Raw genomic sequence first — 14,511 nt, 5'->3', positions numbered from 1 at the left:
CAAAATGAAAATAGAAATTTGGAGTGATGTAATGTGTCCTTTTTGCTATATCGGGAAGAGAAATTTTGAAACAGCACTCGAACAATTCGAGCATAAAAATGAACTTGAGGTAGTTTGGAAAAGTTACCAATTAGACTCTAGAATTCCTGAGGAACCAAAAGATAGCTACCAAGACTATCTTGTTAAAAATAAAGGAATGAGCCAAGAGCAAGTAAAAGGAATGTTAGATAACGTTACCCTTTCCGCGAAAAAGGTTGGCTTAGAATACAATTTTGATAAAGCAGTAATGGTGAATTCATTAAACGCTCATAAGTTTATTCAATTTGCCAAAACTAAAGGTTTAGGAGATCAAGCAGAAGAAAAACTATTTCTTGCATTTTTCACAGAGGGTAAAAATATAGCTGATATTGATACTTTAGTTCAAATAGGAAAGGAATTAGAGCTAGGTGAAGCAGACGTAAAAGCAGCTTTAAGCGATGAGAAATATGCTTCTTTATTTAATCAAGACATTCAAGAAGCTAGACAGCTAGGAGTTCAGGGAGTTCCGTTTTTTGTTCTTGACAGAAAATATGGAGTTTCTGGAGCGCAGCCACCTCAGGCATTCTTAGAAAATTTGGAAGTTGCATTTGACGAATGGAGAAAACTTAATCCAGAAACAAAATTAGAAGTTACACAAGGTCAAAGCTGTAGCACGGATGGTACTTGTGATTAGACTGAAGTTTAGTTTTAGAAATTAAATCTATTTCACAAATAAGATAGTCTTCTAAATTACTTCATTTTCAATCAATAAAATTATTATAACCTAACAGGTTTCATTTCTTGACTATTGCAAAACAGTGAAGGTGAAAATTCTGTTAGGTTTTTTTATAACTAGTAAAGAAGTTGAGTGGTGGATTATGGGACATACCTTTTATTATTCTTCTTAATGATCAAAAACGTTTTCTTTAAAAGTCTATAATTTCCGTCCTCAAGAAATAATTAAGAATATTTTCAGAATTTTCTTATCTCTTAGCTTTTTTATCATTTGTATATTAGTCGCATATCAAGCGTTGGCAACCGCTCAGAAAACATAAAAATTAATACCACTAGAAATCGGTTGAATTATAATGAAGAGAAGAAATTTTGTAAAACTAACCTCAGGGTTAAGTATGGGGCTTATGGTTCCTAGTGTTTTAGCAAGTGAATTAATGACAACAAATACAAAAGAATATATCGAAAACCTAGTGATTGGTTCAGGATATGGAGGAGCAGTAGCTGCGTTGCGCCTTACCCAAGCAGGGAAAAAGGTGGTGATGTTAGAAATGGGATTAAATTGGGAAAAAGAGGGAGGTAAATACAAGCCATTTTCAAACTTAATTACTCCCAAAAACAATTCTACTTGGCTTAGAAAATCCACTCAAGCCCCAATGATGAACATTTCTAGATTTAATAAAAAATTTACCGGTGTTCTGGATCGTATGGATTTTGAAAATGTTAAGGTTTATGCTGGTCGAGGCGTAGGAGGAGGCTCATTGGTAAATGGAGGAATGGCCGTACAGCCTAAAAAAGAATATTTTAAAGAAATATTTCCAGATTTAGATGTCGAAGAATTTTGGAATACTTATTTCCCATTAGCACAAAAAGAATTAGATGTAAATCAAATTTCGGATGAATATTACAATGAAACTCCCTATTATAAATTTGCGAGAGTAGGTGAAAGTGAAGCAAGGAAAGCTGGATTTAAGACTATACGAGTTCCTAATGTTTACTCTTTCGATTATATGAAGAAAGAAGAAGCAGGAGAAGTACCAAAGTCTGCCCTTGCAAAAGAAGTGATTTACGGAAATAACCACGGGAAACAAAGTCTTGAAAAAACCTATTTAAAGAAAGGTCTAAATACTGGATTGCTGAGCATTCAAGATCTTCATCAGGTTGATTATTTTAAGCAAACGGAGAAAGGATATGTTGTTTATGTAAATGTTCTTAATACCGAAGGCGAAGTGGTTGAAAAGAAAACTATAAACTGTAAAAAACTATTCCTAAACGCTGGAAGTCTTGGTACTACAAAACTATTATTAGCTTCAAAATACAAAGGCAAAATGAACAATTTTGACCCTAGTTTAGGAGAATATTGGGGGAATAATGGAAATGTGATGACTGGAAGAAATATGGTAAATACGCTCTTTAATAGAGTAGAAAATGAGGCTACCTATAGCAATTTCCGACCAGGTACGGGGGTTAAACAATCTACAATTCCAGTTTCGGGGATTGACAATTGGGAAGATGAAAAACATTCATTTTTTGCTGAAATTTCTCCTTTACCAATGGGAATGGAGGTATATACGGCTCTGTATTTAATAATTAACAAAGTGCCAACCCCAGGAAGTATTTCATATAATCCAGAGATTAATGACATCATAATTAATTGGGAAAAGAAAAATTACAAGCATACTGTAAAAAACGCCAAGTATTTTATAAAAAAGATGAATAAAGCAAACGGTGGAACTCCTTCTGGTTTGTTATGGAAAGGTGGTTATGGTCCAGATATTTGTTATCATCCACTAGGTGGTGCTGTATTAGGTAAAACAACCGATCTATATGGTCGAGTTAAAGGGTATGAAAACTTGTATATAACCGATGGCGCCCTGGTCCCTGCAAGCATTGGAGTAAATCCTTTTCTAACTATTACTGCAGTTGCAGAATACTGTATGGATGAAATAATTAAAAGTGATTACTAATAATGTAAGTAGCACATAATTATTGGTCTAGCTAAATTTATTTGTTCAGCATAATATTAAGACTTAATTTTGTAATCGAGAATGAAAACTTTAAATAACATATTACGTCTGCCTTATTTCAGCACTTATTATTACCAAATAATATCTGCTCGGAATGGCTATATATATGTTTTAAATAAAATTTAAGAAGTTAAAAACACTATATTATAATCTAAAGCCCGAGCAAATGCTCGGGCTTTTTTATTTAAGAAAAAATGGAAACTATTGAAAGACTAAAACAAAATGTTGAAATTATTCTCCCAGAAAATGGATTGGAGGAAAAATTAAAACAAGCCGAAAAGGAAAATCGCAAGTTAATAATTAAGCTTGGTTTCGACCCCACTGCTCCAGATTTGCATTTGGGACACGCCGTGGTCTTAAAAAAACTAAGAGAATTTCAAGATTTAGGACACCAAATTGTGATTTTGGTAGGAAGTTTTACTGCCCGTATTGGAGATCCAACGGGGAAAAATAAAAGTAGAATGCCACTGAGCGTTGATGAAGTGCAACACAATGCTGAAACTTACCTCAATCAGTTATCCAAAATTATGGACATTGAAAAAACTAAAATAGTTTTTAATTCAGAGTGGTTAGATAAGCTTGAGTTTACAGAAGTAATTCAGATACTATCTAAGGTTACCGTTGCTCAATTAATGCACAGAAATGATTTCAATAAGCGTTTTTCTGAAAATACTCCTATTGCAATGAACGAACTTGTTTACCCAATTCTACAAGGCTTCGATTCGGTGAAAATTAAAGCAGATATCGAAATGGGAGGAACAGACCAGCTTTTTAATTGTACTATGGGAAGGCAATTGCAGGAAACATTCCAAATGAGTCCTCAAACTGTAATGTGTATGCCTTTGTTAAGAGGACTAGACGGAAATGAGAAGATGAGTAAATCTCTAAATAATATCATCGGGCTCACTGACTCTCCCAACGATATGTTTGGAAAAACGATGTCAATTTCAGACCATTTGATTAATGAGTTTTTGGAGTTAGCCACAGACTTTTCTGTAGAAGAGATAGAATCTATTATGAAAAGCATGGAGGAAGGGGAGAACCCGATGAACATTAAAAAGTTGATTGCTAAAAATATTATTACACAATACCACAATGAAGTTGCAGCAGAAGAGGCAGAAGCTTTTTTTAGTAATCAATTTCAGAATAAAAATTTTCAAGAAAAGGTATTCGAGCCTGTTGACTTAAATAAATTTCAAACCGAGAATGGCACGATTAATTTACTTGATTTATGTTCTGAGTTAAATAGGGAGTTGAGTAAATCGAATATTAGAAGACTTATTAATAGCGGAGCTGTTCAAATTAATGAACAAAAAATGACTGATCCATTTATGAGTATTGACTTAAAAGGGGAAACCAAAATTAAAATGGGAAAGCGAAATTTTTACGAACTGAAATAGAGTGAGTAAGTAGAAGCGAAAAACACAATTATAATTTCAAATCCTAAATTCTAATAAGCTTATCTTTATAAAATAAATAATCACAACAATTCATATACATAACCAACAATGGAACAAACCGAATTTTTAGAAAAAAATATTTTTACAGATTTCAAAAATATGAATGAAGGAGATGATAAAGATACTATTCATCGTTTTTCTGAATCAGATTTTGAAGTTATTCTTCAGCGTCTAGAGCATTTTGGTCTTGGCGTTTATAGCATACATACTTGGCTCAATGGCGAAGAATTTGAAAATGCAGCACACGACGATTTTAAAAAGAAAGCTACAGATCCAAAATGGTATAAAAAAGCATTTTTAACTTTTAAATCCCGTCAAGAAGGGCTTACCTATGCCGCAACATATAAGGTTTCCAATAAACTTTTAGCTAAATATACTGAATCTGACGATGAGCAAGTAGAATAAATTAAATACTTAAAATAGGAAATTGAAAATTTTAGGAAGCGAAATAATTTTTATAAAATTTCTAATTTTTTTATAAGAATATTTTAGATCGAGAAGAGGTTAGAATGTTGAAAAAATAATTTGATAGTATAGGGAGAAGATTTTTTTTAGGATAATTGAAATTAATTATTATATTTGGCATTAAGCTTAGGCTTTTATCTCCTCAATTAATTAAACCCCATTAGCAATTTGACTTTTTGGGGTTTAATTAGATTATTTTTATCAGTATATCGCTAAAGATCATGCAATTATCTTCTTGCTAAAACTCTTAAATTAAAACTTTTAAATCTTTGCTTGGTAGGTATACAGTTCATAGTATCTACCTTCTTTTGCAATTAATTGTTCGTGAGTACCTCGTTCAACAATATGTCCTGCTTCAATTACCAAAATTTGATCTGCTTTTCTTATCGTACTAAGGCGGTGAGCAATAACAATGGTAGTTCTATCTTTAATTAGTTCGGCTAAACTCTTTTGGATTAATGCTTCACTTTGAGTATCTAAACTAGATGTAGCTTCATCCAGAATGATGATTTTTGGATTTGCCAAAATAGCTCGAGCAATGGCTAAACGCTGTCTTTGTCCACCAGAAAGTTTTACACCTCTTTCTCCAATTAAAGTTTCTAAGCCATCTTCAAATCTATCGGTAAATTCATTTACATAGGCTGCTTTTACCGCATTTTGCAATTCAGCTTCTGTTGCGTTGGGCCTTGGGAACATTATATTTTCACGAATAGTGCCTTCAAACAAAAACTCATCTTGTAAAACAACACCTAAATACTGACGGTAACTACTTAATTTAACTTGTGATAAATCTTGATTATCGATAGTGACTTTTCCAGATTGTGGCGTTAAGAAAGTAGCTGAAAGCCCTGCTATTGTCGATTTTCCAGAGCCTGAACTTCCCACTAAAGCTGTAACAGAACCTGCTAGTGCTTTAAAATTAATGTTGTGCAATATTTGTTTTCCTTCTTCATATGAAAATGAAACATCGGTAAATTCTATATCACCTTTTAAAGTCTCTAACTGAATGTTTCTTTCAGGATTGTCTTCTTCTGCCATCTTATTCATTAGCTCTTCCGTTCTGTCTAAACCGGCTAAAGCTTCGGTTAGCTGACTTCCAATATTGCTCATTTGGATAATTGGCGCAATCATAAACCCAAGAATTAATGTGAAGAATAGGAAGTCTCCAGTAGTCATTTCGCCAATCATCATATAATAACCTCCAATTCCCATTATTCCTGTTGTGGCTACTCCAATTAAGAAGGTAGAAGAACTTGTCATAAGAGCAGTGGCTGTTAAACTCTTTTTTACATTCTGATATAGTTTTTCAACGCCTCTTTCAAAAACAATATTCTCTTGTTCCTCTGCATTAAATGCTTTTATCACACGAACTCCTGCAAGGGTTTCTGTCAATCTACCAGTAACTTCGGCGTTAATTTTGCCTCGTGCTCTAAAAATTGGTCGGATAAATTTAAAGGCTTTTAAAGCAATAAAACCGAATATAGATAAAGGGACAAACACAAATAGTGTCATCCAGGCATTTAACTTTATTAGAATAATCAAGGAGACTATTGCAGTAAACGAACCCCCAACTAATTGTACTAGACCTGTTCCTATGAGGTTTCTTACTCCTTCAACATCGGTCATAATTCTAGATACTAAGGCTCCAGATTTGGTGTTGTCGAAAAAACTAATTGGTAAGGAAAGTACTTTTTTTTGAACTTTCGATCTCAATTCACTAATTAAATATTGGGCTTGAACGCTAAGTATTCTAGTAAGTAAAAATGAGGTTAATGCCTGAACGGTTATTGCGGTAATTACTATGGCAATTAAGGTATAGAGTTGAGATAAATCTTTATTGGGTACAACCTCATCTAGTAACACTTTACTTTGCCAGGGCAAGACTAATCCTGACAAACTTCTTAGAACGATTAAAATTAAACCTATAAAAACTAAATTTCGTCTTGGCCAAATTATGGTCTTGAATGCTTGCAGCATAGTAACTTTTGGCTGTGATTTTTCTTTCTTTTTGGTGGTTTCTTTAAAATGCTGCATATTTTTTGATAAATAGTAGAGTAGACAAAAATACTCATTAAAGAAGCGTTATAGGAATTCACTTCGCTAAAAGAATTTTTTACTTCACTTTTCATATATGTTATAGAAAATTCGGCTTATTCCAAAAACTTTAGAGTGGGGTGTGCAATTAATTTGGAATAAGATTATACTTGCATTTTAAAATCTAACTTATTGAAAATTTATGAAAAAAATTACATTAGTTGCTGCTTTAGTAATGGCAGCAATTTCGGCTCAATCCCAACAAACATCATTTGAAACATCTGAAGGTTATACTCCCGGAGAATTAGTGGACGGAATTAATGGATGGCAAGAAAATTCAGATACATCAAACTATTTCTTTGTTTCAAGTGAAAATGCTTCTGAAGGTGAAAATTCTTTAAAAATGACTTACGATTCTAATCAGCCTTTAATTTTCGCAGATTGGAATTTCACAGAAGCACTTCCTGTACAAGATGATTTAGAAATTTCTATGGACATATATGCACCAGGAGGGAATACAACATTTTACTGGAAAATTATGTCTAATGATGAATATGCTGCCTTTATCATTATTCAAGAAGAATATGTTTTTCCAGCGCAAGTTAATGTGGTTAACCCAGTGCCAATAGCAATGGCTCCAATAAATGTAGGACAGTTTAACGAGATAAAACTGAAATTCAATTACACAAATCAAACAATTACATATTATGCAAATGGAATAGAAATCCATCAAGATACGCTTTGGGGTTCACAGGAAGCAATTGATGAGTATGCTTTAGAAGCTTTCCTATTTGAAGATATGTTTATAGATAATCTTAAAACTAATAATGTATTGAGTATAGGAAAGTTTAAAGAAACTCCATTTACACACTTTATTCAGAGCAATACCTTGAATTTACAAAGTTCGGCTTCTATGGAGCAGGTTGAAATCTATAATGCTTCAGGAAGTTTAGTACTAACTGAAAACTTAAACAACAATAAAGAGTTTATAAGCATTTCAGCATTAAATTCTGGAATGTACATAGTGCGTTTAAAAATGAATAATCAGTGGCATTCTTCTAAATTCGTGAAATAGATTTAAAATTAACATTGCTACTTAAGCTTCAATTAAAAGCTTTTCATCTAAAAGCACGGGTATTCTGCCCGTGTTTTTTATTAGAAAATTTTGAAAACCGATGGCAAAAACCACACATCAATTGTTATATCTTTACTCCACTAAATAATAAGATGGCTTCTACATTACTTTCTTCCCCTTTACAAGGATTTACAAGTTTCAGGTTTCGCAATGCTTTCAATCATTATTTTGGAGGTATTGACACATTTTACGCACCTTATATAAGGTTGAATGGAAAGCTAAAAATCAAACAATCTTATCAAAACGATTTAGAACCTGAAAACAACAAAACTGTAACGGTTATTCCTCAAGTGATGACCAATGATGCAGACGAATTTATTTTTGTTGTGAAGTATGTGCAAAGTTTGGGTTATAAAGAATTGAATTGGAATTTAGGCTGTCCTTATCCTATGGTTACAAAATCTGGAATGGGTTCGGGCTTAATATGTAATCCTTCAAAAATTGATGAAATTTTACACCGAGCACATAATGAAACTGATATTGTAGTTTCAATGAAAATGCGAATGGGATATGAACATGCAGAAGAAATACTTGATGCTTTTCCAATTTTAGATAAATATCCGCTAAAAAATATTGCAATTCACGCTAGAATTGGAAAACAACTTTACAAAGGTCCTGTAGATTTAGATGCTTTTGAAAGATGTTTAACTGGCACTGAGCATAAGTTGTACTACAATGGAGATATTACTAGTGTTGCAGCTTATAAAGCTATTAAAGAACGCTTCCCAACACTTGACCATTTCATGATTGGTCGTGGCTTAATAGCCGATCCTTTTTTACCAAGTATGATTAAAAACAATACTACCGAATATCCCGAAAACAGATGGGCCATTTTTTCTGAGTTTCACGACACAATATATAAGCAGTACGACGAATATTTATCTGGACCAACCCCAATTAAAATGAAAATGTTGGGCTTTTGGGAATACTTTTCACAATCTACTTCCAATCCACAGAAAACGTATAAAGCCATTAAGAAGGCTTCAAACCCTGTAAAATACAGACAAGCAGTCGCTCAAATAATCAATAACGAAATGAAGATTGCAAAAGAGTAAAAGAATTTTGTAACAATTACTCTCTGTGTAGCAATTCTTAAATAACTTTTACTGGTTTTTTGTTCTCATCTATTGCCACAAAGGTAAATTCTCCAGAGACCGCTTTTTCTCTATAATCTGAATACATTTCTTCAACATAAATATCTACTCTAACTTTTAAGCTAGTGTTTCCCACATGGGTAATATATCCAACTAATTCAACAATAGTTCCTGCTGGAATCGCCTTTTTAAAATCTATTTTATCACTGCTTACAGTTACCATCTGTTGTCTGCTAAATCGGGTAGCAGCAATAAATGCAGTTTCATCCATCATTTGCATTGCCGTTCCACCAAAAAGAGTGTCGTAATGATTTGTGGTATTAGGAAATACAGCTTTAAAAATTGTAGTTGTTGAGTTTTTAATTCGTTCAGCTTTATTCATTGGAGTTTTTGTTGAAATAAATCGGTTTTTTTAAAGGCCTAAAGATATAATTGTAAAATGAAAACGGTACCCTTTTTTGCTAATAATACAGCTGCGTTCAACAACAAATTATGTTCTTAATATGGAAACAATTGTATAACATAGAGGTAACATTTGATAGGTAGTTTTGGCGGCAATAATAAATAAAACAATAAATCAAATGACCAAAAAAATTACAATTTTATTCTTTTCACTCTTTATTGCATTTAGTGCATTTTCACAAAAAAGCAGTGGAGTTATTTCAGGTAAAATTATTGATAAACAAGGAAATTTATCACTACCAGGAGCTACTGTAACTCTTGATAGTGGACAACGATATACTATTTCAAACCAAATAGGGTATTATGAGTTTTTAAATGTTCCTGAAGGAACTTACCAAGTTACGGTTCAATATTTAGGTTTTTTACCTCATACTTTGGAAGCTAAAGTTGAAATAGGGAAAAACTCAAGGTTAGACTTTATAATGTCTTCCGATTTAGAAAGTTTGGATGAAGTTATAATTACTGGAGAACGACTTAAAGGTCAAGCGAAAGCGTTAAGCCAACAAAAAAATAATCAAAATATTACTAATGTCATATCTTCAGACCAAGTAGGGAGGTTTGCTGATGCAAATGTTGGGGATGCTTTAAAGCGTGTTCCTGGTATCACCGTTCAAAACGATCAAGGTGAAGCACGAAATTTAATTATTAGAGGATTAGCGCCAGAGTTGAATTCGGTGACATTAAATGGCGATAGAATTCCTTCTGCTGAAGGCGATAACAGAAACGTTCAGATGGATTTAATTCCTTCCGATATGATTTCTACTATTGAAGTAAACAAAACACTAACTCCAGATATGGATGCCGATGCTATTGGAGGTTCGGTAAACTTGATTACTCGAGCTTCTCCAAATGGAGAAAGAATTTCAGCAACATTAGCAGGTGGCTATGCTCCAATTCGTGAAAAAGGAAATTACACCGCAGGATTGGTTTACGGGAATCGTTTTTTCGACAATAAATTAGGAGCAGTTTTTAGTGCTTCCTATAATAACAACAATTTCGGTTCTGATAATATTGAAGCTGAATGGAAAGAGGGTGAGAAAGGACAGGTATATATAGGTGAAAAGGATATCCGAAAGTACGATGTGCAACGTGTAAGAAGAAGTTTTGCTTTAGCACTAGATTATAATCTAGATTCAAACAATACGCTTTTTCTTAATTCCATGTACAATGGGAGAGATGATAGAGAAAATAGATATAGAGTTCGTTACAGAAAAATTAAACCTCTATATGACGACCAAGATAATATAACTGGATTTACAGGAGATATTCGTAGAGAGACAAAGGGAGGAATTGATAATAATCGTAATAAAAACACGCGTTTAGAAGATCAACGTGTTCAAAATTATTCGATTGGTGGTCAACACTTAATTAACTCTAAGTTAGATTTAGACTGGCAAGTAAATTATGCGACAGCTAGTGAGGATAGACCTAATGAGCGTTATTTAAGTTTTCAGTCGAAAGGTTTGGACTTAAGTCAAGATTTAAGTGATTTAAACTTTCCGTTAGTAAATGCTTCAGGTGATGGTCTTGATACTTTCAAGATGAATCAATTATCAGAAAATCACAATTTTACTGAAGAAAAAGAAATTGGAGCAAAGGTGAACATTCGTATTCCATTTTCTGTAGTGGATGGACAAAAAGGACGATTAAGAACTGGACTTCGTTTGCGAATCAAAGAGAAGAAAAGAGATAATATCTTTTACGAGTACGAACCAATAACAACTTTCGGAACATTAGCAGATCTTCCACTTAGTTACTACGGAGGTGGTAATTGGGAAGCAGGACCGAACGATTTTCCTGGATTTTTTGTAGATAAATCTTTTCTGGGAAATTTAAATCTAACAAATGTTAGTTTATTTGAAGGCGAATTAGATCCTTCAGAATATTTGTCTGCAAACTATAATGCTAAAGAGCGTATTTCTGCAGTTTACCTTCGTTGGGATCAAGATTTATCCGATAAGTTTTCGATTATTACTGGTGTAAGAGTTGAACATACTAATATTGACTATACGGGAAATTATGTTAAGGAAGAAGAGGAGCTAGTAGGACAAATTTCTAATACAAACTCCTACACAGACATCTTGCCGAGTTTAGCTATCAAATATGACATCCAAAAAGATTTAATATTAAGAGCAGCAGTTTCAACAGCATTGGCGCGTCCTAACTACTATTCATTGGCACCTTATGTTAATGTAAATACTGAAGACAATGAAATTTCAGCAGGAAATCCAGAACTAGATGCTACAAATGCTACTAATTTTGATTTAATGGTGGATAAATACTTCAAGTCTGTAGGGATTTTATCTGGAGGCGTTTTTTATAAGAATATGAAAAACTTCATTTATACTGCAAGTGATTCACAATACACCCAAGAAAAATTTGCATTAGATTTTCCAAACCAATCAAATCCTATTTCAAATGGTGAAACTTGGGATTTTGTTCAGTCAAGAAATGGTGATAATGTAGATGTATATGGGTTTGAAGTGGCGCTTCAGAGACAATTAGATTTCATACCAGTGGATTTCTTTAAATCTTTAGGGGTTTACGTAAACTATACATTAACGAAGTCTAAAACGAAGGGAATTACAAACGAAGATGGTGAAGAAAGAAAAGGAATAGATTTACCTGGTACTGCTCCTCATATGCTTAATGCTTCACTTTCGTGGGATAACGATAAGTTTTCAATTCGCGTTTCTTCAAATTACAGCTCTGATTATATAGATGAATTAGGAGGGAATGAATTTGAAGACAGATACTACGACAAACAATTTTTCTTAGATGCCAATGCTTCGTATAAACTATCAGAAAATCTACGTGTTTTTGCTGAAGCAAATAACTTGACAAATCAACCATTACGCTATTACCAAGGAGTTTCAGAGCGTACCATGCAAGCGGAATACTACCTTCCTAAATTTAATTTAGGGTTAAAATTCGATTTGTAAAATTATGTTATTATTAAAATTATCATGAAAAAATTACACTTTATTATTTTCTTTCTTTTGCTGCAAACCATGTTTGGGCAAGAGTCATTTATAGAATCAAAGCTAACGGCTGGATATAAAGGCGACTTTATTCCGGAGCTTAAAAATGAAAATGAAGATTTAAACTTTTTAGTTCTTGGCGATTTTGGTCGCGTAGGCGAATACTATCAAAAAGAAGTTGCTAAACAATTGGGAAACGCCGCCTTAATGTTAGATTCAGAATTTATTGTTACGGTTGGCGATAATTTTTATCCAAATGGTGTAGCAAGTATTTATGACGAACATTGGCATGCTTCATTTAATAATATTTATACGCATCCATCACTTTATATTGATTGGTATGCTGCCTTAGGAAACCACGATCATAGAGGAAATATTGATGCGCAAATAGCATATTCCGATATCAGTCGTCGTTGGAATATGCCGGCTCCTTATTACAGTAAAACTTTTGAATTAAACGACGGAAAAAAGTTACTTTTAGTGGTAATGGATACGAGCCCGTTTATTCAAAGCTATCAAGGTAAAACTGAAAAGTATCCACATCTTGAATTTCAAGGTACTGAAGAGCAAAAAAAATGGCTTATTGAAACGTTGAGTACAAAAGATGAAAGCATTGCTTGGAAGGTCGTTGTAGGTCATCATCCTTTGTATAGTGGTGGAAAGCGTAAAGAGGCTAAGGATACTAAAGATTTTGAAAGTCAGTTTGTAGATTTATTCGATTCTTTAGAAGTAGATGCTTATATCTGTGGTCATGAGCACGACTTACAAATTATAAAACCAAAGGGTAGGTTTACGACTCAGTTTTTGTCTGGTGGAGGAAGTGAAACGCGCCCAGCAGGAACACGGGAAGGCACCATTTTTTCAAAAGCAGAACCAGGTTTTATGAGCTTTACAGTTAATGGAGATTCCATAGAAATTAAGACCATAAAAGCACATGAAAACAGTGCGGAAATATTACACACAATGCATTTAAAAAAGAAATAAGATGATAAAAATAATGAATAGATTTATACTATTAGGTTTTGGATTTTCCAGTTTAATTTCTTGTAAGAATAAAGCTGAAATTACAGATTTAAATTCACTTAAACCTATTGTTATAACCGAGCAAACACCAAATGATACAGATGACCCTGCTATTTGGATTCATCCTACAGATCCTAAGAAAAGTATTGTTTTAGGAACCGATAAGGATATGAATGGAGGGCTGTATGCTTATGACTTAGATGGAAAAATTATCAATAAAGTTCTTAATTTAAAACGTCCGAACAACGTTGATATCGCTTATGGTTACAATTGGGGAGGAGAAAAAATTGATATTGCTGTACTTACCGAACGTAAGGCAAACAGTATTCGAGTTTTTCGATTACCCGATCTAACGCCAATTGACGATGGAGGAATTAAAGTTTTTGAAAATGAAAAAGGTAAAGGACACAATGAGCCTATGGGAATTTCATTATACACAAAAACTACCGATTCTACCTCTCAAGTGTATGCCATAGTAGGAAGAAAGTCAGGGCCATCTGGGAGTTATCTATGGCAATACGAACTTTCTACCGATGAAAATAAGGTGGTAAAAGGTATGAAAGTAAGAGAATTTGGAGAATATAGTGGAAGGAAAGAAATTGAAGCTATAGCCGTAGATAATGAATTGGGATTTGTGTATTACTCTGATGAAACCACGGGAATTCGTAAATATTACGCCGATCCAGATTTAAATGATAATACTCAATTGTCATTTTTTGGTCAAGAAGATGCAAAACGAGATCACGAGGGAATTGCAATTTACACTACCGGAAAAGGAACAGGATATATATTGGTTTCAGATCAGCAAGCAAACAAGTTTTTAGTATATCCACGTGAAGGTGCTTCAAAAGATAAACACACTCATAACCTTATTTCTTCCGTTTCTGTTTCTACAGATGAATGTGATGGGGCAGAGGCAACTAATGTAAATTTAGGAGAACACTTTCCTAAGGGCATGCTCGTAGCGATGACAAACGGAAAATCTTTTCATTTTTACGATTGGAGACAAATTCAAAATGAAATTGATAATGCGCTATAGACGTAAATTGTAATACTAAACTTAGTATTTATTCTAAACAC

11 protein-coding genes are annotated in these 14,511 nt (G+C 33.4%); 9 read left to right on the top strand and 2 right to left on the bottom strand.

What is annotated here, in order from left to right; translation table 11 throughout:
- Positions 1–4: 4 nt before the first annotated feature.
- The 4 genes from FHP04_RS04235 to FHP04_RS04220 all read left to right on the top strand — a co-directional run bounded on the left by FHP04_RS04235 (position 5) and on the right by FHP04_RS04220 (position 4,642).
- A complete protein-coding gene (locus tag FHP04_RS04235; RefSeq protein WP_179951771.1) occupies positions 5–712 on the top strand; it encodes a DsbA family oxidoreductase in 708 nt (235 codons plus the stop codon).
- A 394-nt stretch (positions 713–1,106) separates the two neighbouring features.
- Entirely contained in the window at positions 1,107–2,717 is a 1,611-nt protein-coding gene (locus FHP04_RS04230) for a GMC oxidoreductase (RefSeq protein WP_139854737.1), read from the top strand.
- Positions 2,718–2,971: 254 nt separating this feature from the next.
- Positions 2,972–4,177, top strand: coding sequence for a tyrosine--tRNA ligase (gene tyrS, locus FHP04_RS04225; RefSeq protein WP_139854736.1), 1,206 nt, complete (start codon positions 2,972–2,974; stop codon positions 4,175–4,177).
- A 108-nt stretch (positions 4,178–4,285) separates the two neighbouring features.
- Positions 4,286–4,642 carry a hypothetical protein gene (locus FHP04_RS04220; RefSeq protein ID WP_139854735.1) on the top strand — a complete coding sequence of 119 codons (357 nt, stop codon included), beginning with the start codon at positions 4,286–4,288 and terminating at the stop codon, positions 4,640–4,642.
- A 321-nt stretch (positions 4,643–4,963) separates the two neighbouring features.
- On the opposite strand, the gene FHP04_RS04215 is transcribed toward FHP04_RS04220, so the two are convergent.
- Complete coding sequence (locus tag FHP04_RS04215; protein WP_139854734.1) at positions 4,964–6,736, bottom strand: ABC transporter ATP-binding protein; 1,773 nt, start codon at positions 6,734–6,736, stop codon at positions 4,964–4,966.
- 202 nt (positions 6,737–6,938) lie between these two features.
- On the opposite strand from FHP04_RS04215, the gene FHP04_RS04210 reads away from it, so the two are divergent.
- Both FHP04_RS04210 and FHP04_RS04205 read left to right on the top strand, forming a co-directional pair.
- The gene (locus tag FHP04_RS04210) at positions 6,939–7,811 is read left to right on the top strand and encodes a T9SS type A sorting domain-containing protein (RefSeq protein WP_139854733.1); all 873 of its coding nucleotides are present in this window, start codon (positions 6,939–6,941) and stop codon (positions 7,809–7,811) included.
- Positions 7,812–7,963: 152 nt separating this feature from the next.
- The gene (locus tag FHP04_RS04205) at positions 7,964–8,926 is read left to right on the top strand and encodes a tRNA dihydrouridine synthase (protein ID WP_139854732.1); all 963 of its coding nucleotides are present in this window, start codon (positions 7,964–7,966) and stop codon (positions 8,924–8,926) included.
- Between the two features lie 37 nt (positions 8,927–8,963).
- On the opposite strand, the gene FHP04_RS04200 is transcribed toward FHP04_RS04205, so the two are convergent.
- Entirely contained in the window at positions 8,964–9,347 is a 384-nt protein-coding gene (locus FHP04_RS04200; protein WP_139854731.1) for an acyl-CoA thioesterase, read from the bottom strand.
- 199 nt (positions 9,348–9,546) lie between these two features.
- Between FHP04_RS04200 and FHP04_RS04195 the strand changes: the two genes are divergently transcribed.
- Genes FHP04_RS04195 through FHP04_RS04185 form a run of 3 tightly spaced genes read left to right on the top strand, consistent with a single transcriptional unit; the run spans position 9,547 to position 14,470 of the window.
- Entirely contained in the window at positions 9,547–12,369 is a 2,823-nt protein-coding gene (locus FHP04_RS04195) for a TonB-dependent receptor (RefSeq protein WP_139854730.1), read from the top strand.
- Positions 12,370–12,393: 24 nt separating this feature from the next.
- A complete protein-coding gene (locus FHP04_RS04190; RefSeq protein ID WP_139854729.1) occupies positions 12,394–13,392 on the top strand; it encodes a metallophosphoesterase in 999 nt (332 codons plus the stop codon).
- 1 nt (position 13,393) lies between these two features.
- Complete coding sequence (locus tag FHP04_RS04185; RefSeq protein WP_246051390.1) at positions 13,394–14,470, top strand: phytase; 1,077 nt, start codon at positions 13,394–13,396, stop codon at positions 14,468–14,470.
- Positions 14,471–14,511 lie beyond the last annotated feature (41 nt).

The sequence above is a fragment of the Aequorivita sinensis genome (assembly GCF_006346335.1).
Classification (GTDB): Bacteria; Bacteroidota; Bacteroidia; order Flavobacteriales; family Flavobacteriaceae; genus Aequorivita; species Aequorivita sinensis.
This window is presented reverse-complemented; position numbering and strand designations above follow the sequence as displayed.